The sequence below is a fragment of the Aeromonas sobria genome, assembly GCF_006243315.1.
Classification (GTDB): Bacteria; Pseudomonadota; Gammaproteobacteria; order Enterobacterales; family Aeromonadaceae; genus Aeromonas; species Aeromonas sobria_A.
On sequence record NZ_NKWE01000039.1, the window covers coordinates 68,748 to 91,109 of the forward strand.

General features: G+C 57.9%; 22 protein-coding genes. 16 read left to right on the forward strand and 6 right to left on the reverse strand.

Going from position 1 to position 22,362, the window contains the following annotated elements; all coding sequences use genetic code 11:
- Positions 1–62 precede the first annotated feature (62 nt).
- A complete protein-coding gene (gene glpX, locus CF137_RS12565) occupies positions 63–1,073 on the reverse strand; it encodes a class II fructose-bisphosphatase (RefSeq protein ID WP_139719385.1) in 1,011 nt (336 codons plus the stop codon).
- Positions 1,074–1,291: 218 nt separating this feature from the next.
- On the opposite strand from glpX, the gene CF137_RS12570 reads away from it, so the two are divergent.
- From CF137_RS12570 to CF137_RS12645, 16 genes are all read left to right on the forward strand, one after another.
- Positions 1,292–2,392 carry a porin gene (locus CF137_RS12570; RefSeq protein ID WP_139719387.1) on the forward strand — a complete coding sequence of 367 codons (1,101 nt, stop codon included), beginning with the start codon at positions 1,292–1,294 and terminating at the stop codon, positions 2,390–2,392.
- Positions 2,393–2,514: 122 nt separating this feature from the next.
- On the forward strand, positions 2,515–3,399 hold the full coding sequence (locus CF137_RS12575) for an ABC transporter substrate-binding protein (RefSeq protein ID WP_139719389.1): 885 nt from the start codon (positions 2,515–2,517) through the stop codon (positions 3,397–3,399).
- A gap of 33 nt (positions 3,400–3,432) precedes the next feature.
- Positions 3,433–4,308, forward strand: a complete 876-nt coding sequence (locus CF137_RS12580) for a DMT family transporter (protein WP_139719391.1) — start codon at positions 3,433–3,435, stop codon at positions 4,306–4,308.
- Between the two features lie 419 nt (positions 4,309–4,727).
- Positions 4,728–6,194, forward strand: coding sequence for a glutamate/gamma-aminobutyrate family transporter YjeM (gene yjeM, locus CF137_RS12585; protein WP_139719393.1), 1,467 nt, complete (start codon positions 4,728–4,730; stop codon positions 6,192–6,194).
- A gap of 259 nt (positions 6,195–6,453) precedes the next feature.
- Complete coding sequence (gene pbpG / locus CF137_RS12590) at positions 6,454–7,341, forward strand: D-alanyl-D-alanine endopeptidase (protein ID WP_139719395.1); 888 nt, start codon at positions 6,454–6,456, stop codon at positions 7,339–7,341.
- A 243-nt stretch (positions 7,342–7,584) separates the two neighbouring features.
- Positions 7,585–8,622 carry an acyltransferase gene (locus CF137_RS12595; RefSeq protein ID WP_139719397.1) on the forward strand — a complete coding sequence of 346 codons (1,038 nt, stop codon included), beginning with the start codon at positions 7,585–7,587 and terminating at the stop codon, positions 8,620–8,622.
- A gap of 294 nt (positions 8,623–8,916) precedes the next feature.
- Positions 8,917–10,965 carry a TonB-dependent receptor gene (locus tag CF137_RS12600; protein WP_139719399.1) on the forward strand — a complete coding sequence of 683 codons (2,049 nt, stop codon included), beginning with the start codon at positions 8,917–8,919 and terminating at the stop codon, positions 10,963–10,965.
- A gap of 403 nt (positions 10,966–11,368) precedes the next feature.
- Entirely contained in the window at positions 11,369–11,728 is a 360-nt protein-coding gene (locus CF137_RS12605) for a transcriptional regulator (RefSeq protein ID WP_139691144.1), read from the forward strand.
- Between the two features lie 17 nt (positions 11,729–11,745).
- Complete coding sequence (locus CF137_RS12610) at positions 11,746–12,111, forward strand: glycine-rich SFCGS family protein (RefSeq protein ID WP_139719401.1); 366 nt, start codon at positions 11,746–11,748, stop codon at positions 12,109–12,111.
- Complete coding sequence (locus CF137_RS12615; protein WP_101320724.1) at positions 12,111–12,407, forward strand: DUF4312 family protein; 297 nt, start codon at positions 12,111–12,113, stop codon at positions 12,405–12,407. Before CF137_RS12610 ends, CF137_RS12615 begins: the two co-directional genes overlap by 1 nt.
- 39 nt (positions 12,408–12,446) lie before the next feature.
- Entirely contained in the window at positions 12,447–13,223 is a 777-nt protein-coding gene (locus tag CF137_RS12620; protein WP_101346092.1) for a DUF4311 domain-containing protein, read from the forward strand.
- A gap of 11 nt (positions 13,224–13,234) precedes the next feature.
- The gene (locus CF137_RS12625) at positions 13,235–13,885 is read left to right on the forward strand and encodes a DUF4310 family protein (protein ID WP_042024540.1); all 651 of its coding nucleotides are present in this window, start codon (positions 13,235–13,237) and stop codon (positions 13,883–13,885) included.
- Positions 13,886–13,927: 42 nt separating this feature from the next.
- The gene (locus tag CF137_RS12630; protein WP_139719403.1) at positions 13,928–15,067 is read left to right on the forward strand and encodes an amidohydrolase/deacetylase family metallohydrolase; all 1,140 of its coding nucleotides are present in this window, start codon (positions 13,928–13,930) and stop codon (positions 15,065–15,067) included.
- Entirely contained in the window at positions 15,051–16,166 is a 1,116-nt protein-coding gene (locus CF137_RS12635; protein WP_139719405.1) for a DgaE family pyridoxal phosphate-dependent ammonia lyase, read from the forward strand. Before CF137_RS12630 ends, CF137_RS12635 begins: the two co-directional genes overlap by 17 nt.
- Positions 16,166–16,909: a 2-dehydro-3-deoxy-phosphogluconate aldolase gene (gene dagF, locus CF137_RS12640; RefSeq protein ID WP_139719408.1), complete on the forward strand. Its 744-nt coding sequence runs from the start codon at positions 16,166–16,168 to the stop codon at positions 16,907–16,909. The genes CF137_RS12635 and dagF overlap by 1 nt, the downstream gene beginning before the upstream one ends.
- A 119-nt stretch (positions 16,910–17,028) precedes the next feature.
- Complete coding sequence (locus CF137_RS12645; protein WP_139719410.1) at positions 17,029–18,933, forward strand: BglG family transcription antiterminator; 1,905 nt, start codon at positions 17,029–17,031, stop codon at positions 18,931–18,933.
- Positions 18,934–18,950: 17 nt separating this feature from the next.
- On the opposite strand, the gene npr is transcribed toward CF137_RS12645, so the two are convergent.
- From npr to CF137_RS12670, 5 genes are read right to left on the reverse strand one after another with little or no spacing between them, the layout of a single operon-like run.
- A complete protein-coding gene (npr, locus tag CF137_RS12650; RefSeq protein ID WP_042024530.1) occupies positions 18,951–19,223 on the reverse strand; it encodes a PTS phosphocarrier protein NPr in 273 nt (90 codons plus the stop codon).
- A gap of 20 nt (positions 19,224–19,243) precedes the next feature.
- Positions 19,244–20,110, reverse strand: coding sequence for an RNase adapter RapZ (gene rapZ / locus CF137_RS12655; RefSeq protein WP_101320736.1), 867 nt, complete (start codon positions 20,108–20,110; stop codon positions 19,244–19,246).
- A gap of 46 nt (positions 20,111–20,156) precedes the next feature.
- Positions 20,157–20,603, reverse strand: a complete 447-nt coding sequence (gene ptsN / locus CF137_RS12660; protein WP_042024527.1) for a PTS IIA-like nitrogen regulatory protein PtsN — start codon at positions 20,601–20,603, stop codon at positions 20,157–20,159.
- Between the two features lie 2 nt (positions 20,604–20,605).
- Positions 20,606–20,893 carry a ribosome hibernation promoting factor gene (gene hpf / locus CF137_RS12665; protein WP_042024526.1) on the reverse strand — a complete coding sequence of 96 codons (288 nt, stop codon included), beginning with the start codon at positions 20,891–20,893 and terminating at the stop codon, positions 20,606–20,608.
- A gap of 21 nt (positions 20,894–20,914) precedes the next feature.
- The gene (locus CF137_RS12670; protein WP_042024524.1) at positions 20,915–22,354 is read right to left on the reverse strand and encodes an RNA polymerase factor sigma-54; all 1,440 of its coding nucleotides are present in this window, start codon (positions 22,352–22,354) and stop codon (positions 20,915–20,917) included.
- Positions 22,355–22,362: the final 8 nt, after the last annotated feature.

Sequence of the window (22,362 nt, forward strand, 5' to 3'; positions counted from 1 at the left end):
AAAAGCCCGACCGCACTGGCGATCGGGCTTTGAGGCAAAACAGCCGATTCAGCGAAACATCATCACATGATGATATCGCGTACCACGCTGTCTTTGCGCTCAAGGTAGTGGATCGACTTGATGCGGCGGATGGTGCGCGACTTGCCACGGATCAATAGAGTCTCGGTGGTCGCCATCACACCATCGCTGCTGATGCCGTCCAGCAGATCACCCTTGGTGATGCCGGTGGCGGAGAAGATGACGTTGTCATTCTTCGCCATATCTTCCAGCTTGAGCACCTTGCTGACATCGATACCGAGTGCTTCGCAGCGGGCAATTTCCTGTTCGCCCAGCGCACGCACTTCCGGGCTGTCGCCCTTGACCCGGTGACGCGGCACCAGACGAGCCTGCATGTCGCCATCCAGCGCGCGGATCACCGCGGCCGAAATCACCCCTTCCGGTGCGCCGCCGATGCCGTAAAGCATGTCGACTTCGCTGTCCGGCAGACAGGTGAGGATGGAGGCAGCAACATCACCATCAGGAATGGCAAAGACGCGCACGCCCAGCCCCTGCATCTCCTTGATCGCCTTGTCATGACGCGGCTTGGCCAGGGTAATGACGGTCAGGCGGGAGAGCGGCTTGCCCAGCGCCTTGGCCACCGACTTGAGGTTCAGCTCGAGGGCCTGATTCAGGTCGATCGACCCTTTGGCCTTGGGACCGACAATGATCTTCTCCATGTACATGTCAGGCGCTTTCAGGAACGAGCCCTTGTCACCCACCGCCAGCACCGCCAGCGCATTAGACTGACCCATGGCGGTCATGCGGGTGCCTTCTATCGGATCAACGGCGATATCGACCGCATCACCGTGTCCGGTACCCACTTTTTCACCGATATAGAGCATCGGTGCTTCATCAATTTCACCTTCGCCGATCACAATCTCACCATCGATGTCGATCTGGTTGAGAATGTGGCGCATGGCCGCTACGGCCGCCCCATCAGCGATATTCTTGTCTCCACGCCCGAGCCACTTGTAGCCAGCCAGTGCAGCCGCTTCCGTCACTCGGGAAAACTCGATTGCCAGTTCACGTCTCATCGCATATCCAACCTATGGGGCCCGAAAACGGGCGGCATTCTACCACAAGGGCAAACCTTTGCGCACAAAAGTAGCCGTTGCGGACAAGATTGTAGCCAATTCATCTAATTGCAACCTAACTGCAACTAACTCTTCATCCCGCTGTCACCCCGCTGTCATCGCCACTGCCTAGCATGGCCCCGTCTTCAAAACAAAAGCTTGCAACACAAGGGATTAAAATGAAAAAGCTGACTGTAGTGGCACTGGCTCTGACCGCCGCATTCCAGGCTCAAGCCGTTGAAGTGTATAAAAATGACACCGCCATGCTGGATCTGTATGGCCGTATCTATGCCGGTCAATTCTTCGGCGACAAGAAAGAAAACGTCGATACTGCCAACCCAAATGGCACCAAGGATTACAGCGCCAAGCAGGGAGCCAACCAGTTTGTCCGCTTCGGCGCCAAGGCCGAGACCCAGATCCAGAGCGGTCTGAAGGCACTGGCCCAGTACGAAGTGCAGATGTATATCAACGACAGCGAAAAAACCCTTGCGGGTACCGTAGATTCAAAAGGCCAAATTAAAGAAAGCGAAAACCTGCGTACTCGCTTGGCATTTGCCGGTGTCGGCGCTGACTGGGGCACAGTGACTTTCGGTCGCCAGAAAGGGGCCCCGGGTTTCCTGGCCGACTGGACTGATGTCTCCCTCTCCGACGGCTACGGCAACGAGGCGCTGGGTGCCAAGACTGACACTTTTGCCACCAACCGCGCCGGTTCCGTGCTGAAATACTCCGGCCTGTTCAATGGCTTCCAGATCGATACCAGCTACAAATTTGATGGCGGCCAAGAAGAAGACAAGAGCAGCAGCAAGACCTCCGCAGCTGACCCTGCCTATGGTGCAGCAGTGGCTTATACCTTCCCGTTCAATCTGTCGCTGGGTACCGCCTACAACGTTGGCCAACGTCAGGAAAAGAATACCGAAGACGCCAAGTTGTGGCTGATCTCCGCCAAGTACGACAACAAGGCCGCCTATGCAGCCCTGAGCTATGCCGATGGCTCTGACTTTGTCCAAAGCGGCACCGACCACACCGGCTGGGAAGCGGCGCTGGGTTACAACTTCGAGAACGGCTTTGGTCTGATGGCTTTGTGGAACAAGCAGGAACAAGAAGTCACTGGCGGCAAGAAAACCGACGCGATTGACTACTACACCCTGGGTGCCCAGTACAAGTTCAACAAGAACCTGCGGGTCATCGGCGAGTACCGCATTAACAATCTGGACAGCGTTGCCGGTAAAGCGACCGCCAACAAGGATGACTTCCAGCTGGCCGCCCGCTACGACTTCTAATCGAGGTTCTGCGGATACCAAAAGCGCGATGGCTTGCCATCGCGCTTTTTGCTGGGCGTCGTTTACCGCCAGAGGAAGTAGCCTAAGCTCATCAGACAAGGGTCTGCACGGGAGAGGAGAAAATGAGGGTTCAACTGCTTGCCACACTGCTGTTGCTGCTGTCTCTACCTGCTCACGCTCTTTCTATTGCCATGGTGCTGTGGCGCGGCGAAACCGCAGCCGAAGCGGGCTTTCGGGCAGAGCTGACCCGCCTTGGCTATCAGGCCACCATCACCACCTACAATGCCGATCAGGATCGCACCGCGCTGGCGACCATGTTGCGCCAGCAGATGCTGCCGAAACTGGCGGAGTACGACTACATCTACACCTTTGGCACCACGGCCACCGCCATGACCAAGAGCCTGGTGGCTAACCGCAAGCCCCTTATCTTCAACGTGGTCTCCGATCCGGTCGGGGCAGGCTTTCTATCGGAAGATAAAACCCAGAACAGCATGGTCGCCGGGGTGAGCAACATGGTGCCGATGGCACTGCAACTGGCCAACGCCAGTAAGCATCTCCCCACCGGCAAACGGCTGTTGCTGCCCTTCAACCCGCGCGAACAAAATACCCTGCTGGTGGCAGATATGCTGCTCAACGAGGCGAAGCGCTATCAGTGGCAGATGGTCACCTGGCGGATGGCCCCTGACCCGCGGCGGCTGGACAACGAACTGAAGCGACTGCAACAGGATGCCAAAAGCGACATCGTCTTTCTGGCCGCCGACAGCTATCTGCTCTCCATCGCCCCCCGTCTGCTCAATGCACTCAACGAGGCTTCCATCCCCACCATCTGCAGTGCCGAACTGTTCGTTGAACACGGCTGCACCGTCGGCACCATCAGCAGCTACGAGGGGCTGGGCAAGATGGCCGCCGGGATCATCCATCGCCACCAGCAGGGCACACTGCTGCAAGATATTCCGCTGCAGACCGATCCCCATCCCAAGCTGGTGCTGGGGCAGCTGAAGCCTTGATGGAGATCTCAGCCCGCCCCCGTTAGGGCGAGTATGCTATTGGCCCCTGTCGCCCGAGAGCCCCTTCCCATGACTACCACCGTCTTTTTTGCCGTTCTGCTGGCAGCCCTGCTTCACGCCAGCTGGAATGCGCTGGTCAAAATTGGCGAGGAGCGACTGGTTGGCGTGTCGCTGGTAGCACTCTTCTCCGGGCTTATCGCTGCCGTGGCGCTGTTGCCAATGGGCCTCCCCTCTGCTGCCGAATTGCCCTGGCTCGGCCTCTCGATCCTGCTCCATACCGGCTACTGCCTGTTTCTCAGCCGCGCTTACAACCACGGGGAGTTTGGCCAGGTCTATCCGCTGGCCCGTGGCTGCGCCCCCTTGTTGGCAATGATCCTGGGTGCCGCAATACTGGCTGACTATCCGGGTATTCACGGCGTACTGGGGGCGGTTGTATTGATCCTGGGGGTCTTGTTGATGGCCTGGAGGGGCGGACGAGCACGCCTTAGCAGCAAAGCGATCAAGGCGGCACTGATCACTGCCATGTTTACCGCTGGCTACACCCTCTCGGACGGTGCCGGGGCTCGGGTTGGTGGTGAGCCGATCCGCTACACCCTCTGGCTGTTTGCCTGCAACGGGCTGGTGATGCTGGTAGTACTGCTGATCCATCAGCGGCGCAACGCCTGGTGTCAGATCCGCCAATACGCGCTGATCGGTATCATAGGAGGAGCCATGTCACTGCTTGCCTATGGCATCGTCATCTGGGCCATGACCAAAGCGCCCATCGGGGTAGTGGCGGCCCTGCGTGAAAGCAGCGTGCTGTTCGCCATGCTGCTCTCGGTCTTGCTACTGAAAGAGCCACTGGGGCGAGTGCGGCTCACTGCGGCGGCCATTATTACGGCCGGGGTGTTGTTAACCCGCCTGGGATAATCAAAGCGACGTTCTTGCTGTTTATTTATCCAACCGAGAGGCGCCATGCTCCCATGGTGAGGATAATGCCATCAACAGCGTAAATATTTACATCCGTAACGTATCAAATTACTGGCATTGCCATGTTTTCTTGAGCGGCCTCACACCAGTGAACTTACCAAGCCAGTACGACTAGTGATAAAATTATTCACATCTGGTTACTGATGCACCTCACCTAATATCGCTCGCAGTCATCGCCATAATCATAGCCGTCCAAATATTGATGAATCACTGGGCAGATTTACCGATCCAGCCCCCACCGCCAGACCCTTTACCTCCAGTGGTGGATGAGGTTGCCACCCCTGATTTATTAATCAAATAAAGGTTTTTTGTTTAATTTTTGGTTGTTTTAAATTCAACACAATAATGGAGTGTCAAATATGTCAGCAAAAAAGCTGAAATTGGGTGCCTTTATATTGATGATATTAACATCGGTATTTGGCGTCACTAATATCGGGATCGGTTTTTACCGCATGGGGTATGCAGCTATTCCGATGTTTGTGGTCGGTGGTCTTTTTTTCTTCATCCCTTTTATTTTAATGATGATTGAATTTGGCACCGGCTTTCGCAAAGAGGCGGGCGGCATCTTTACCTGGATGCGCCATTCAGTATCAACCCGCTTTGCCTTTATCGGTCTGACCATGTGGTTTGCCTCGTACGTCATCTGGATGTTTGGCAAGGCGCTCTCCATGTGGGTGCCCCTCTCCTTTATGCTATTTGGCCGCGACATCACCGTCATCCCGGTCACTTTCGGCACCGGCATCGACTTCGGCCCCTTCATGCTGGGAGTGGTCGCCATCGCACTGGTCGCGACCGTCACCAAACTCATCACCTTGGGCAGCGCCCGCTTCGCCAAGGTGGCTGCCATCGGTGGTCTCTCCGTAGTGGCCCTCAACGTGCTACTGCTGGTGGGTGGCGTCTTCACCTTCGCGGTAAGCGGCATGACCCTGCAGGAGCCCCTTACCGGAGCATCGCTGACCGCGTCACCGAACGCCGCCTTCAACGACATCATCCCTTTCCTCGGCTTCATGGTGTTCGCCATCTTCGCCTACGGCGGGGTTGAGGCGATGGCCGGCGTAGCGGACGAGCTGGAAGATCCGGAGCGCGATCTCAAGCGTGGCATCTTCCTCTCCGGTGGCTTCATCGTGATCTGCTACATCATCGGCTTTCTGGCGGTCGGCTCCATCATGCGCTGGAGCGACTTCCCGGCCGAAGGGATCACCTCCCTTTCCGCCCTCTTCATCATCATGCTGGAGCTGGGGCGCCATCTCGGTGGTGAGTGGCTGGGCCAGATTTTCATGCGCTTTGCCGGTCTTGGCATGTTCTTGAGCTATCTGGGTGCCTTCATCGCGCTATCTTATGCGCCGCTGCGCCAGTTAATCACCGGCACCCCGAGCTACTTCTGGCCGGAGCGTTTCCAGAGCGAAAACAAGAATGGGGTCAGGATTGAAGCGCTCAAGGTGCAAGCCTGGGTGGTCTGTGCTTTTATCGCCGCCAAATCCATCTTCACCCTGATCAACCCGGAAGGGGCCGCCGCCCTCTATGAACTGATCATCACCATGACCAACGTCAGTATGACCCTGCCCTATATGTTCCTTATCTACGCCTGGTATCGCTATCGTAACAATCCGGCGCTGGGCAAGGATCTGATCTTCTTCAAGAGCGCGGGCTCGGTACTACTGGCCACTATCATCAGCCTGGTTCTGGTCGCCTTCGGTAACGTCTTCACCGTGGTCGCCCCCTTTATCTCCGGGGATATTTCTACCGGTATCTGGACCATCATAGGCCCGCTGCTGTTCGTGGTGATCGCCATGCGCTTCAAGATCAAGCAGGACGATATCCACTAAACGGTGTTGTTTTTGTCATGTAAATCGGGACCTTTCAGGTCCCGATTTTTTTAGCCTGACATCGCATGCATCACCACCATCTAGCAGCCCTGTCGGTCATGAAAAAGACCCTAAAGAGACCTCTATTACCGATTCTGGGCCACCAAAAGGCGCTGAATGCCGTAAATTATCAATATCAAGGTGAGAATGATTGTGAAGCGCCAGTTCACGACATATAACTTAGCCAGATATCCCTGTATTTCGTCCGATAGAGCAGATCATCATGATGCGTTTCCTCCTTCCCCTGTTGCTTGGTGCAGTGATGCTGCCAGCCACGATAGACAGTGCCCATGCCAACCCCTTCTCCGCCAGCAACAAGGGCAGCAGCGGTTTTCTCGAACGACGGGATGTGCCCAACCTCAGTTCAACCGCCTTCGTAGTCGCAAATCACAGGACCGGGGAGGTGATCTCCGAGCGCAACGGCAACCGGGTGATGCCTATCGCCTCCCTCACCAAGCTGATGACAGCGCTGGTGGTACTGGATGCCAACCTGCGCCTCAACGAAATGCTCACCGTAACCAATGCCGACATAGATCGCATCAAGGGAACCGGCTCGCGACTGGCCATCGGCTCCAAGCTCAGCCGCGCCGAGATGCTCCATATCGCCCTGATGTCCTCTGAAAACCGCGCCGCCTCAGCACTGGCCCGCCATTATCCTGGCGGCCAGCGCGCCTTCATTGAAGCGATGAATGCCAAAGCCCGCATGCTGGGAATGTGGAATACCCGCTACGCCGACAGCACAGGTCTCAACCCGCGCAATGTCTCCACTGCCCAGGATCTGGCCAAGCTCGCTGCTGCGGCCGCCTCCTATCCGCTGATCCGCCAGTACTCCACCGACGAGCAGAGCTATGTGCGCACCAACAAGCGCCAGCTGCACTACCTCAACTCCAACCGGCTGATCCGTGAAGGCCAGTGGGAATTCACCCTCTCCAAGACCGGCTATATCCGCGAGGCAGGACGCTGTCTGGTGCTCGGCACCAAGGTCAATCAGGAGCCGGTGATCATAGTGCTGCTAAATGCAGACACCACCAACGAGCGAGTCGCCGATGCCAAGCGGATCAAAACCTGGCTGGAAGGCTCGGGTAACACCACCTTGGCCGCAAACTAACCGCTCATACTGACTCCGCCATATCCCCCACCAAACAGCAGCGAGGCACCCGCCTCGCTTTTTTATCTCCGTGACCGCGTCCAAAAAACGGGATCCAGCTCCTGTTACAGGTAACACCTCCCGCCATCCCGTTACAAAACGTAACCACTCAATAATGTGTTTCACACTAATAAAATCAATTGGTTGTAAGTTGCCAGTAAGGGTTCTAGCGTGCAGTCACAACTCCTGTAACGACGAGCCACCATGCGAATTTCCAGTATCGAGTGCGGGCGGGTGCTGGCCATGCTGGCCGTGATGACCATTCACGTCTCCCCCTTCGCCAACCCCTTCAACCCCGCCCTGTGGGGCGGTGAGTCATGGCTCTGGCTGAGCGGCACCATCAACCAGCTATGCCGCTTTGCCGTTCCGCTGTTTTTCCTCTGTGCCGGTTACTTTCTGCAGCCGAGACTGAGTCGCGAGGCATCGCTGACCGTTGCCTGGCACTACTGCCGCCCCTTGCTGCTGCTCTGGCTGATGTGGAGCCTGGTCTACCTGCTGGTGCCGTTCAATCCGCTGGATGCCGTGCAGCAAGGCTATCTGGCCTCCCTGCGCGGGCAGTGGCAGTTCCAGCTCGCCGATCCCCTCAACGGCTGGCTGGTGGGGGGCATGATCCATCTCTGGTTCCTGCCAGCCCTGATCATGGCAGTGACCTTGCTGGCGCTCTGCCACCGGCTTGGCAGGCCGAGGCTCGCCCTCTGGCTGGGTCTTGGCCTCTACCTGCTGGCGTTGCTCGGTGGCTCCTATGCCAAACCGCTGCTGGGCGCCGAGTGGCCACTGCTCACCCGCAACGGCCCCTTCTTCTCCCTGCTGTTTGTGGCGCTGGGCGCCCTACTGCGCCAGCGTCAGTGGCAGCCAACTGCACGCAGCAGTTGGGGATTACTGACAGTGGGCATGGCCATCTATGCCCTGGAGGCGATCGGGCTCTACCTGCTCGATAGCGTGCCGCTCACCCGCCACGACTTCCTGCTCGGTTCCCTTCCCTGGGCTCTCGGTCTGTTTGGCCTGCTGCTGGCCAACCCCGAGTGGGGCAAGGGAAGCTGGCTGGAGCGTCAGGCCCCCAAAGTGCTAGGGCTCTACTGCCTGCACATGATGATAGTGGTCTGGCTCTTCATGTTCGGCCCCCACAGCGCATCCGTCCTGTGGGAGATCGCCAAGGTGCCGCTGCTGCTGGGATCGTCTCTGCTGGTCTATCGCCTGCTGGCGGCCCTCCCCCTCACCCGCCGACTGCTGCGCACCCACTGAGCCCTGTATCCGGCCCGACACCTCGGGCCGGATATCTCTTCACGTTTCGTCCCTTTCTCTTCCGCTTCGCCCTTGTTCCTCTCGCTTTATTCTTGCTGTCTATGGCAGGGGATCTTCATTTCAGCAGCGCTCCCCCAACCGCAACAAACCACCCTCACAGATACCTCCATTTTCACCTTGCCAGATAAATGAAAATCAATATCATTGGCATCCCGCTTTGGTGGGTCAGGCTAATTATAATTAAATCAATATGTTCGAACCGTCAGGTCGACATTCAAAGAGTCAATATTGAATATGCAGCACCCTCACTTTCGCAGAACGCTGGTCTCGCTAGCACTGCTGGGCACCGGCTTCACTGCCCAAGCCGCCGATGAAACCATGACCGTGATTGGCAAACGCTCCCAGCATCAGGAAGTCGCCACCGCCACCCGTACCAATACGCCAGCCAAACTGGTTCCCCAGACCATCGACAGCGTCAAGGTCAGCGAGCTGACCGCCTTCGGCCAACCCACCCTGAGTGAAGCTCTGGTCGGTATCCCTGGTGTTGATGCAAGCGGCGATACCCGCTTCGACGGCGTCACAATCCGCGGCTTTAGCGCAGGCACAGATTTCTATCTCGACGGGTTCCGCGACGACATGCAGTACACCCGGGATCTCGGCAATATCGAGCGAGTAGAAGTGCTGAAAGGCCCGGCAGCAGTGCTCTACGGTCGTGGTAGCAGCGGCGGCATCATCAACCGCATCAGCAAAAAACCGCAGAAAGGGCAGGAGTCCAGCGTCACAGTGCGCGTGGGCAGTTACGATTACCAACGCATGGCAGCAGACCTGAGCGCCGAGCCGAGCGATGCGGTGCAACTGCGCCTCAACGTCGCTCAGGAAGACAACGACAGCTTCCGTAATGGCGTACACGGCAGGCGTACCATGGTGGCGCCAGCCATGAACTGGGACATCACTGATCGATTGAGTTGGCTGCTGCAATACGAACGCAATGAATCGCACCGCACGCCGGACCGCGGCATTCCCGGCCTTAACGGCCGTCCGGCAGATGTGCCACGGGACGCCGTCTATAGCGATGTACGCCGCGACTACATCAACGATCTGGCACAGTCGGCACGTTCTCGCTTCACTTGGGATTTAAACGACGACTGGCAGGTGCGCCAGCAACTAAGCCTGATCGATCTCTCGAGCCAGTTCGATAACACATACGTCACTGAAGTAACCAGCAAAGCGACTGTGAAGCGTTCCCGTTGGCAACAAGACTTGCAGACCCGCAACCTCGCCTCCAACCTGGAGGCGGAAGGTCAACTGCAAAGCGGTCAAATAGCCCACACTCTATTGGTAGGAATTGAACAGGGATGGCAAGAGCGCAGCCCGAAACTGTGGAACAGCCCCAAGTCAGCCATGCTTGAGGGTGATATCTACAACCCAGACAGCCTTCCTACCTATAACGGCAAGATGCCCCTCTTCTCTGACAAGCAACATAAAATCCGCAGTATCGGGACTTATGTACAAGATCAGCTCTCAATGGGCGACTGGACACTGCTGCTAGGACTGCGTTATGACCAATTCGAGGTCAACAGTCGTGACAATAAAAACCCGGCTGAGGAGACAATCTCCAACCACAGCCTGAGCCCGCGCGCAGGATTGGTATGGAATCCGATAGAAGAGCACGCTTTCTATCTCTCTTACAGTAAAAGCTTTATGCCCAATGGCGGTGGCGTGACAGGCCTTAACCAGATAGGTGATAAAAACAACACGCTAGACCCAGAGCTTACCCGTCAATATGAAACCGGCGTCAAGAGCGACTGGCTAGATGGCAAACTGGCAACCACCCTCTCCATCTACCGACTGGAGATGTATAACAAGCGAACCAAGGATCCACTGGATCCCAGCAAGATACTCCTCACTGGCCTGCAACGTACCGACGGTATCGAGCTCAGTGCACGAGCTCAGCTGAGCGACGAGGTCTATCTGCGCGGCGGTATAGCCCTGCAAGATGCAGAAATGGTGGAAGACTCCATCAATCAGGGAAATTGCCCAAGTAGCGTATCACGCCTAAACGGCGAACTGTTTGCCGGTTATCAGCAAGGAAAACTCGGCTGGTTCGGCGAGAGTGGTGTTACCGCTGTGGGAGATCGCTTTGCCGACAACGCCAATACCACTGTACTCCCCGGCTATGCCCGTGTTGATGCCCGCGCGGGCTATCGCTGGCAACATTGGGAAGCGCAGTTCGGCATGGAGAACCTGTTTGACACTCACTATTACGTAAGCGCTACCGGCGCCTCTCAGATCATGCCCGGCTCCCCACGGCAGGTTAATCTGACTACGTCCTACCGTTTTTGATCCCTGTGACAACTACCCCGACTGGCCAGCCCTTGCTGGCCAGTTTTTTATGAGGCCCCCTCTTCATACCAAGCGAAACCGTCACCGCCACGCCATGTTGTCGCACTTTGGCCACCACCAGAGCGGGAGAGCGCCCGTGGTCACTTCATTTCGTTAAATTCTGCGATAAATATCACAATTTCACACAATGCTGTCCCCACAGTGGCCCCCGGCGAAGTGAGTCACAGGTCACATTAAATGGGTCTCAATAAATTCCCTTGTTGCCTTTCCCCCTGCCAAAAGGCCCGTTTTCGACGATTTATTCAGGAATTTCCGCTTTGAATCGGAAAAACGCTGCCTCCTCTGCATCGCCGCGTGGGCTTAGGGTAAGCCCATACCTTCTGCCAGCCTTGGAGAGCAGACATTGCAAACAGAGACTCACGACCAGACCCTGACCCCGAACAGCCCGGAGCTGTTGCGCCAGACCGACCATATGCTGGCACGCATCCATCCCCTGCTGGCCGAACAGGGCATCATCCCTAACGAGGTGCAACGGCAGATGCTGGCCTCCCACGTCAAGGCCATGGTGTGGCGCTCCTACAGTGGCGAGCCACTGCCAGAGGTCGACCTCAGCCTGTTTGACGAGATCTCCCCCCTTTCGCTGCGTCTTGCCGAACAGGTCGTCAGCTGGCTGGAAAGACTCGCCTACGAAGAGGCACACCTCTTGTCCGTCCACTTCGAAGTCGCCAAAGAAAACGAACTCAGCGCAGTGCTGCACCCGTAACAACAGGAGAAATCAATATGACAACCATCAAACTCGTGATTGGAGATCGTCTCGGCAAGGGCCAAAAAGTAGGGGCTGGTGCAGAAACCGCTGGCGCCACAGTAACCGTCATTCCCGGCATGGCCGCCGACATGAAGCTCGGTGACGTGATGAACAAGGAGCAGGCGGATATCGGCATCTCCTTCTGCGGCAGCGGCGGCGCCGGCGCCATCACCGCCCAGACCAAGTACGGCTACAAGTGCCGCTACGGCATGCGCTCCGTTGAAGAGGGCGTCACCGCCATCAACGAAGGGTGCGTGGTGCTGGGCTTCGGTTTCATGGACAAGGAAGAGCTGGGCCAGAAGCTGGTTGAAGCCTTCGCCAAGAAGCACGGACGCGCCTGATGAAAGAGAACTTCACCACCCAGGTCATCGTCAACGGCAAGGGGGCGACCCGCCAACAGGCGTTTGCCGCCGCCCTCAGTCAGGTGCAACCAACCCTGCTCAAGGATAACCCGCTGGTGATGCTGCGAATTGAGCCGCTCGAGGTACAGGTGCTCAAGGCAGAAGAGTCGGTCCGGGTGGAGAAGTTCCTGTTCTTCTTCCTGCCGCGCCAGCGCTGCGAATACCGCGTTGAGCTGGAGATCAAGGTTCAGGTCACCAGTCTGGATGTCGCCAAGGTGGCATTCACTCAAGCGTGATGCCTGCGCAGGCACAACCCCACAAGAAGGATACGTTGGATGTTTCTAATCATTTTTATCAAGTCTCTCATCATTGGCGGCCTGGTTGGCGTCGGGGTGGGGGCCGGCGCGGCGCGGATGTTCCACGCCCCGACCGTACAGGGCATGGGTGCCTTCCGTACCCTGGGCGAACTCAACTCCTGTGAAGGGGATCCCGCCTCCCACTTCTCGTTCGGCCTTGGCTTCTTCTTCAACGCCTGGGCCTCGACCGTGGCAGCGGGCGCCTTCACCCAGGATGTGGATCACCGCATCATCCCGCACTGGGCCACAGCAGCACTGCTGTTCAAGAACCGGGATCTTGCCACCACCCTGCATGACCCGAAAAAGATGGCGATCGCCAGCGGCATCATAGGTGCCATCGTGGTCGCTTTCCTCAACAGCACCGCCGCCGCAGTGCCGGAAGCCCTGCAAGTCACCGCCGTCAAGGTGCTGGTGCCAGCGGCCAACCTGCTGGTCAACACCGTCATGCCGGTGATCTTCTGGCTCGCCGCCATCGAAGCGGGCAAAAAATCCGGTTTCTGGGCCACCATCTTCGGCGGTCTGGCCCAGCTCATCATGGGCAACGCGGTACCGGGTCTGGTGCTTGGCATCCTGATCGGCAAAGGGGTGGAAGAGAGTGGTTGGAACCATGTCACCAAGGTGATGATGGCCGCCATCGTGCTGCTGTTCGTGCTGAGCGGCTTCTTCCGCGGCTTCGATATGAAACTGATTGAATCCTTCCATATGGGCATTCCCCTGTGGCTGGAAAACGTCCACAACCTGCTTAGCGGCAAATAAGGGGCCATGCCATGGATGAGAAACTGAGAAACAACTTCTGGTACGCCGACTGGTCATTCCCCATCTTCGTCGGTTTGCTGTCAGCCGGGGTGTTTGCCGGTACCCACATGTTCTACCTGTACGGGGTCGGCGCCTTCAACGAGGTGGCCTTCGTCGCCATGCTGAAAGCGGGTATGGACACCGGCGCCTACGGCGCGGTCGCCGCATTCGGTGCCAGCTTCCTGTTTGCCCGCATCATCGAGGGCTCGCTGGTGGGGATCCTCGATATCGGCGGCGCCATCCAGACCGGAGTCGGGCTGGGCGTTCCCGCCCTGTTGTTGGGCGCTGGTATCGTCTATCCGGTGGAGAACTTCGGCGCCTCGCTGGTGACCGGCATGGTGATTGGTCTGGCTATCGGCTACGTGATCATTCTGGCGCGCAAGTTCACCATCAATCAGAGCAACTCCACCTACGGTGCTGACGTGATGATGGGGGCTGGCAACAGCTCCGGCCGCTTCCTTGGCCCCTTGATCATCCTCTCCGCCATGGGCGCCTCCATCCCTATCGGCCTGGGCTCCCTGCTGGGTGCACTGCTGTTCTACGTGTGGGGCAAGCCCATCACCGGCGGCGCCATTCTGGGGGCTATGCTGCTCGGCACCTTCTTCCCGGTCGCCCTTGTGTAAGCACCTGCTGCCCTGCGGGGCAGCACTCTAGAGGTCATCACCATGTACGACATGATTATCAGAGCCGGGCGCCAGGGAGATGGCCAGCTCATCGATATCGCCATCAAGGAGGGCAAACTGGCGGCCATTGGTCACCTGCCTGCTGAGGCGGTTGCCAGAGAGACCCTTGAGCTCGCCGGTCGTATTCATGTGAGCGCAGGCTGGATTGACGGCCACACCCACTGCTACCCCGCCTCCCCCATCTATCACGATGAACCGGACAAGGTCGGCGTGGAATCCGGCGTCACCACCGTCATCGACGCGGGCAGTACAGGGGCGGATGACGTGGACGACTTCCAGCGGATCGCCGCTGGTTGCAAGACCCGGGTGCACGCCCTGCTCAACCTCTCCCGAATCGGCCTGCTGCGCCAGAATGAGCTGGCCGATAGTCGGGACCTGGATATGGATCTCGCCTCGGCAGCCATTCGCCGCCACCCCGAATTTATCGTCGGCATCAAGGCGCGCATGAGCGGTAGTGTGGTCGGCGAAAACGGCCTGCAACCGCTGCGCATGGCCAAGGCGCTGCAACAGGCCCACGGCCAGCTGCCGCTGATGGTACACGTGGGTAACACGCCGCCGGAGCTGGACGAGATTGTGACCCTGCTGGGGGATGGCGACCTGCTGACCCACTGCTTCAACGGCAAACCGAACCGCATCCTGACACCGGCTGGCGAGCTGCGGGTCGCGGTGCGCGAGGCGATGCAACGGGGCCTGTTGCTCGACATTGGCCACGGCGGCGCCAGCTTCAGCTTTGAAGTGGCGGAGCTGGCCATTGCTCAGGGGATCCTGCCCCACACCATCAGCTCGGATATCTACTGCAAGAACCGCATCAAGGGGCCGGTCTACAGCCTGGCCCACGTGATGTCGAAGTTTCTCACCATCGGTATGACGCTGGAGCAGGTGCTGGCCTGCGTCACCCATCAGGCGGCCGATGCATTGCGGCTGACCGGCAAGGGGCGACTCGAGGTGGGCGCCGATGCCGATCTGACCCTGTTCGAGGTCGCCAGCGGCCCGACCCTGTTTATGGATACCGAAGCCCAGTCCCGCAGCGGTGACCAACAACTGCAGCCTCTCGCCGCCCTGGTGGGGGGCGAACTGGTTCTGACTCACAATGGGAAATCACACCATGCCTTCTGTTTATGAGAAATATCAGCTCAAACCGGTGATCAACGCCTCCGGGCGCATGACCATTCTCGGCGTCTCCACCCCTGAGCAGGAGGTGGTCGATGCGGTCAACTTCGGCCTCGGCCACTACTTCGAGGTCAAGGATCTGGTCAACAAGACCGGCGCCTATCTGGCGGGCTTGCTGGATGTGGAGGATGCGGTGGTGGTCTCCTGCGCCAGCGCCGGTATTGCCCAGTCGGTCGCAGCCATGATAGTGCGCGGCGATCACTACCGCCTCGAGCAGTTGCATGCCCACCCCCATGACGTGCCGAGTGAAATCGTGCTGCCCAAGGGGCATAACGTCAACTTCGGCGCCCCGGTCGGCACCATGGTCAATCTGGGTGGCGGCAAGGTGGTGGAAGCGGGTTATGCCAACGAGTGCTCCCCGGCCCAACTGGCCGCAGCCATCAATACCAATACCGCCGCCATCCTCTACATCAAGTCCCACCACTGTGTGCAGAAGAGCATTCTGTCGGTGGCCGAGGCCGCCGAGGTGGCCCGGGCGCACAACCTGCCGCTGCTCGTCGATGCGGCAGCCGAGGAGGATCTGCGGCTCTATTACAACCAGGGGGCGGATCTGGTCATCTACAGCGGTGCCAAGGCCATCGAAGGGCCCACCAGCGGGCTGGTACTCGGCAAGCGCCAGTATGTGGAGTGGGTCAAACAGCAGGCCAATGGCATCGGTCGTGCCATGAAGGTAGGCAAAGAGGGGATCCTCGGCCTGACCCACGCCATCGAGCGCTATCTGGCTAAAGAGAAGGAGAGTGGTGCCGCCATGGTCGCCAAGATGAGCCCCTTCATCGAACGCCTCAACCAGCTGCCCGGCGTCACCGCCAAGGTGGTGTGGGACAGTGCAGGGCGTGACATTGCCCGCACCGATATCGCGTTTGACCATCAGCAGATCGGCATGACCACGGTGCAGCTCGTCACCCGCCTGCAGCAGGGCAATCCCGCCATCTACTGCCGTGGCTACAAGGCCAACGAGGGGCACATCGAGATCGACGTACGCAGCGTCACCGTGCCCCAGCTCGACCAGATCCATTCTGCCATTGCCAACCTCGTTCAGGAGAATCGCTGATGTCCCTTACTCCCAACTACTACCGTGATCGTGTCTGCCTCAACGTACTGGCAAGTTCCAAAGAGAATGCCGTCGCTGTGTACGACGCAGCTGAAGGCCATGTGCTGGTCGGCGTGCTCTCCAAAAACTACCCGGACATCCCCGCTGCGGTCGCCGATATGAAGGAGTACGCGGCCCTTATCGACAATGCGCTCTCCATCGGGCTGGGAGCCGGCGATCCGCGCCAGTCCGCCATGGTGGCCGAGCTGGCTCGCCAGCTGCAGCCCCAGCACGTCAATCAGGTGTTCACTGGAGTCGGCGCCAGCCGGGCGTTGCTCGGCCAGCCACACACGCTGGTGAATGGGCTGATCTCCCCCACCGGCACGCCGGGCATGGTGAAGATCTCCACCGGCCCCCTCAGTGCCCTGCAGCCGGACGGCATTGTCCCCATCGATACCGCCATCGCCCTGCTCAAGGACATGGGCGGCAGCTCGGTCAAGTTCTTCCCCATGGGCGGGCTGGCCTGCCGCGACGAGTATCAGGCGGTGGCCGAGGCTTGTGCCCGCCACGGTTTCTGGCTGGAGCCCACTGGCGGTATCGATCTGGAGAACTTCGAGGAGATCGTGCGGATCGCGCTGGACGCCGGGGTTGAGAAGGTGATCCCCCACGTCTACAGCTCCATTATAGACAGCAAAAGCGGCCAGACCCGCACCGAGGATGTGCGTACCCTGCTGGATATGGTAAAGCAGCTGTTGTCTGACTAAGTAGGGAAAAGCTGATATGCCGCCAGCCACTGACTGATCGATCTGTCAGTGGCTGGTTTGTTGATAGTCCCGTGGTTAACATTGAGCCTTTATCTCGCGACAGGAGTCCCATCCCCCTCATGATCAAGCTGCCCCACCCCAGACTCCATCAACTGCTGACCCAACTCCATGCCGAACCACTGCCCCAGGAGGAGCTGGCACGTCGTCTCAATGTCTCCACCCGCACGGTGCGCACCGATGTAGCGACCCTAAACGAGCTGATTGCCACCCACGGTGCCCACCTGATCCATCAGCGCGGCAGCGGCTACCAGTTGAAGATCTACAATCAGGGACTGTTTGATGGGTTGCTGGCCGCACAAGAGCAGGAGAGCGCACTGCCCCGCACCAGTCGCGAGCGCGTGCTGCATCTGCAGATCCTGTTGCTGACGGCGGAGCAGGGGATCAAACTCGATGATTTAGCCGATACCTGGTATCTGAGCCGGACGGCGCTGCAAGGGGACATGGCGGAGGTACGCGAGCAACTTGGCCACTTCAGACTCGGGGTCGAGAGCAAACCCCGGCTGGGGATGCGCATTCATGGAGATGAAACCGCAATCCGTGCCTGTCTGACCCAGCTGCTTTATCAGGAGTTGCTGCACAACACCCAATTGCAGAGCCTGCTGCCCAACCTCTGTCCCAGCAAGACGATGGAGGTGGTGGGCAATCACATCCACGCCCAGCTCGCTCGCCATCAGTTACGCCTCGCCGATGAGAGCCTGCAGCAACTCACGATCTACTGTGCCGTCGCCCTGCTGCGGCAAGCTTCGGGTCACGATCTGCACCACTTCGCCAGCGAAGATCTGACCACACAGCTGCTGGCGGTGGCCCGCGATATTTATGCGGAACTGCCAACCCTGACGCCGCCAACAGATGACGAGATCGCTGGCCTCGCCATCCAGATCCAGGCACGTCTGATTGCCGACAGTCCGAGTCTGAGCCCGGCCATGGCGGCGGAGAGCGCACAACTGGTCGAGCATCTGCTCTGCTACATCCATCAACACTACCCGTATGACCTGCGTGGCGACCAGCAACTGCGGGCCGATTTGCAGAGCCATATCAGCGCCATGCTGCTGCGGGTCAAATACCAGATTGGCAACCACAACCCGCTGGCTGATCACATCAAGCAGTACTATCCCCTCGCCTATGACATCACACTGGCCGCCATTTCGGCGTGGATAAAGCAGACCCCTTACCGGCTGACCCACCACGAGATCGGCTATCTGGTGATCCATATCGGGGTCGGTCTGGAGCGCCACTACGACATCGGTTATACCCGCCGCCCACAGGCGCTTTTGCTGTGCGATGCAGGCAACGCCACGTTCCGGGTACTGGAGGCTCGCATCAGGCGGGAGTACCCCCAGCTGCAACTGACCATGCTGGAGTCGGTACGGGATTACGAGGGATTGGCGCAGATCGAGCAAGACTTTGTCATCAGCACCATCAAGGTAAATGAGAAGAGTGCCCCCGTGGTACAGGTCGATCCCTTCCCGACCCAATACCAACTGGAGCAACTCGGCAAACTGGTGCTGATCGACCGTACCCGCCCCTATATGCTCGACAAATATTTTGATGCCGACCACTTCATGGTGGTGAATGAACCACTCAGCCAACGCCAGCTTTTTGCCAGGGTTTGCGATCAGCTGGAACATGAAGGGCTGGTCGAGCAAGATTTCCGCGCTTCACTGCAGGAGCGGGAGAGTATCGTCTCCACCATGCTGGGAGAGGGTATCGCGCTGCCCCATTCCCTCGGTCTGCTGGCACGCCGTACTCTGGTTTACACCGTGCTGGCGCCGCAGGGTATCGACTGGGACAATGGTGAAATCGCGACGCTTATTTTCGTACTGGCAATCAGCAAGGCCGACTACGAAGAAGCCATGGGTCTCTACGACCTGTTTCTGGCACTGATGAACGAAAAAGCCAGCAAAAATCTGCTGGCTTTTCGGGACTTTGCCAGCTTCAAAGCGCTGGCTCGTACTGGCTCATAATTCGGAACGGGAAGGGATTACTCCTCGTTAAAGCCGGAGGTAAACAACTCCACCACAGCAGCCAGGGCTTCCTCCTCTTCGGGGCCCTCGACCTGTACCTCCACCTGCCGCCCTTGGGCAGAATCCAGCATCAGCAGGCCGATGATGCTGTCAGCATCGGCCTCCACACCATCTTCATTGCGCAGCAGGACGTGGGCATCGAAACCCTGCACCAGCTCGAACAGCATCATGGCTGGTCTGGCGTGAATGCCCAGCTTGTTTTTCACTTCAACCGAGGCGGAAACAGTCATCGGGTCGTCCTATTGGTCCATCAGGATTGGGGGGCACTCTTGTCGAGAGTTCGGTGCCGGATCTGCACGTTCTTGCCGAGCAAACGGAAGGCGCTAGCCAGCCGTTCTGCGATAAAGACCGAGCGGTGCTGACCACCGGTACAACCGATGCCAACCGTCACATAGCTGCGATTGTTACGCTCCAGATGGGGCAACCAGGTCACCAGCATATGCTCGATCTGCTGGGTGAACAGCATCACGTCGGCCTGTGCAGAGAGGTAGTTGGCGACCGGTTCATCCTTGCCGGTAAACGGCTTGAGCTCGGGGACCCAATGCGGATTGGGCAAGAAACGGGCATCGAACACGAAATCCGCGTCCTTGGGAATGCCGTACTTGAAACCGAACGACTCGAATACCAGCACCAGCTCGTTCTCTTTCTTGCCGAGCACCCGGGTTTTGATGAGTTCGCTCAGGTCATGAATGCTGAGGGTGGTGGTGTCGATCCGCAGATCCGCTGTCGAGGAGATGGGCGCCAGCAAATTGGTCTCTTCACGAATCGCCTCATCCAGCGATAGCTTGTTACGCGACAGGGGGTGCAAGCGGCGGCTCTCGCCATAACGCTTGAGCAAGGTGCCGTTGTCGGCATCAAAGAAGAAGCTGGAGAACGTGACTCGTCCTTCATTGCGCACCTGGGCCAACAGGTTTTCCAGCTTATCCGGATCGCTCGGCAGGTTGCGCACGTCGATGCTGACCGCCAGCTTGTCATACTGGCTTTCGACCGAGACAATCAGCTGGGGCAGCAAGTTAACCGGCAGGTTATCCACACAGTAGTAACCCAGATCTTCCAGCACACGCAGGGCTACCGTTTTACCGGAGCCCGAACGCCCACTTACCACGATTAACTGCATCTTGTTCCCTCACGCCAAAACAGGTGGTTCATTCCAAGCCTGAGTATCAGGCCGAGGTCATGATCTGATAGAGCTCTTCATCGCTGGTTGCCTGACGCAATTGGCGACAGACCGCCTTGTCACCCAGCTTGGAGGCCATCAGGGAAAGGGTCTTGAGATGCTGCTTGCACTCGCTTTCCGGTACCAGCAACGCAAACAACAGGTCTACCGGTTGGTTGTCGATGGCATCAAAAGGGATGGGATCAGCAAAGGTCATCAGAATCGCGGTTGGCGGGAACGCATCATCAATACGACCGTGGGGAATCGCAATACCGGCACCGATACCGGTACTGCCCATTTTTTCGCGGGCCAGCAAGCATTCGAACAGCGCCTGACGGGAGGTGCCAAGGCGTTCGGCGGCCAACTCGCTGATGATTTCGAGGGCGCGTTTCTTGCTGGTACAAGGGACTGCACTTTTGGTGCAGTCCCGACTCAATATATGTTCAAGTTGCATAGTTATTTTTTATTTAACTTATCTTTGTGCTTGATGATCTGCCTGTCCAGCTTGTCGAGCAAGGTGTCTATCGCAGCATACATATCAGCATGCTCAGAGGTAGCAAACACTTCGCCGCCACTGACATGCAATTTAGCTTCCGCTATCTGGTTCAGTTTTTCCACACTAAGCACCACATGGACATTATTAATGTGGTCAAAATGACGCTCGAGTTTGGCAAATTTGTTACTCACGTATTCACGCAGAGCTTCGGTGATCTCGACATGGTGTCCGGTCAGGTTAATTTGCATAACATCATCCTTTTGTTTTGCCTAAACCAGGCGTTTACGCTGATTGGAAGGTGCGATAAACAAGGATTCGCGATACTTAGCGATCGTGCGTCTCGCCACCATAATACCCTGTTCGGCCAGCAAATCCGCGATCTTGCTATCACTTAACGGCTTGGCAGGATTCTCTGCCGTGACCAGCTTCTTGATGAGCGCGCGAATTGCGGTCGATGAGCACTCTCCTCCTCCTTCGGTGTTCACATGGCTGGAGAAAAAAAACTTCAGTTCAAATATGCCCCTTGGGGTATGCATGTATTTCTGGGTTGTCACCCGGGAAATGGTCGATTCATGCATCTCCACCGCTTCGGCGATGTCGTTGAGCACCATCGGCTTCATCGCCTCTTCACCATACTCGAAAAAGCCCTGTTGTTGCTCGACAATACAACAGGCTACTTTCAGCAGGGTATCATTGCGACTCTCGAGGCTCTTGATGAACCATTTGGCTTCCTGCAGATGGGAGCGAATAAATTGGGTATCCGTGCCACTGCGCGCATTGCGGGCCATGGCAGCATAAGTCTCGTTGACCCGGATACGCGGGGAAGAATCAGGATTGAGCTCAACGACCCACTTGCTACCCTTCTTGACCACAGAGACATCGGGGATCACGTACTGGGAGTCACTCTGGATGATGCCATTGCCGGGGCGCGGCTCCAGCAGCTGGATCAGATCCAGCACCGACTTGAGATCGCTCTCTTTGAGTTTGGTCTTGCGCGCCAGAGTTCGGTAGTCACGATTACCGAGCAGATCCATATGTTCGAGGATCACCTCCTTGGCCTCATTGAGCCAGGGTGTCTGCGGGTCATACTGCCCCAGCTGGATCAACAAACACTCCTGCACCGAACGGGCAGCGATGCCGACCGGATCGAAATGCTGCACCCGCTTGAGCACAGCTTCGACCTCATCAAGCTCGACCTCCAACGCATCGCTACTGACCGCTTGCAGGATATCCTCCAGCTCAACGGTCAAATAGCCAGACTCGTCGATAGCATCGATGATAGCGAGGGCGATGGCGGCATCCACATCGCTGAACGGGGTCAGCCGCATTTGCCACAACAGATAATCCTGCAGGTTTTCGGTGGTCTCCCCCTGATAAACGCTATCTTCCCCATCGTGGATAGGGCCAGCGCTCTGGGCGGTCCCGGCAGAGTAGACTTCATCCCAAGTGGTATCTACCGGCAGCTCGTCCGGCATCTGCTCCTGCGCCATGGCATCGCTGGAATCCAGCTGGCTGGCATCAACAGGCTCTTCCGGACTGGTCTCTTGTACTTCACTCTCTTCCTGCTCCAGCAGGGGGTTATTCTCGAGCGCTTGCTGAATTTCCTGCTGAAGTTCCAAAGTGGAGAGCTGGAGCAGACGAATCGCTTGTTGTAATTGCGGCGTCATGGTCAGGGACTGACCGAGACGCAACTGTAATGTCGGCTTCATCTACGTCG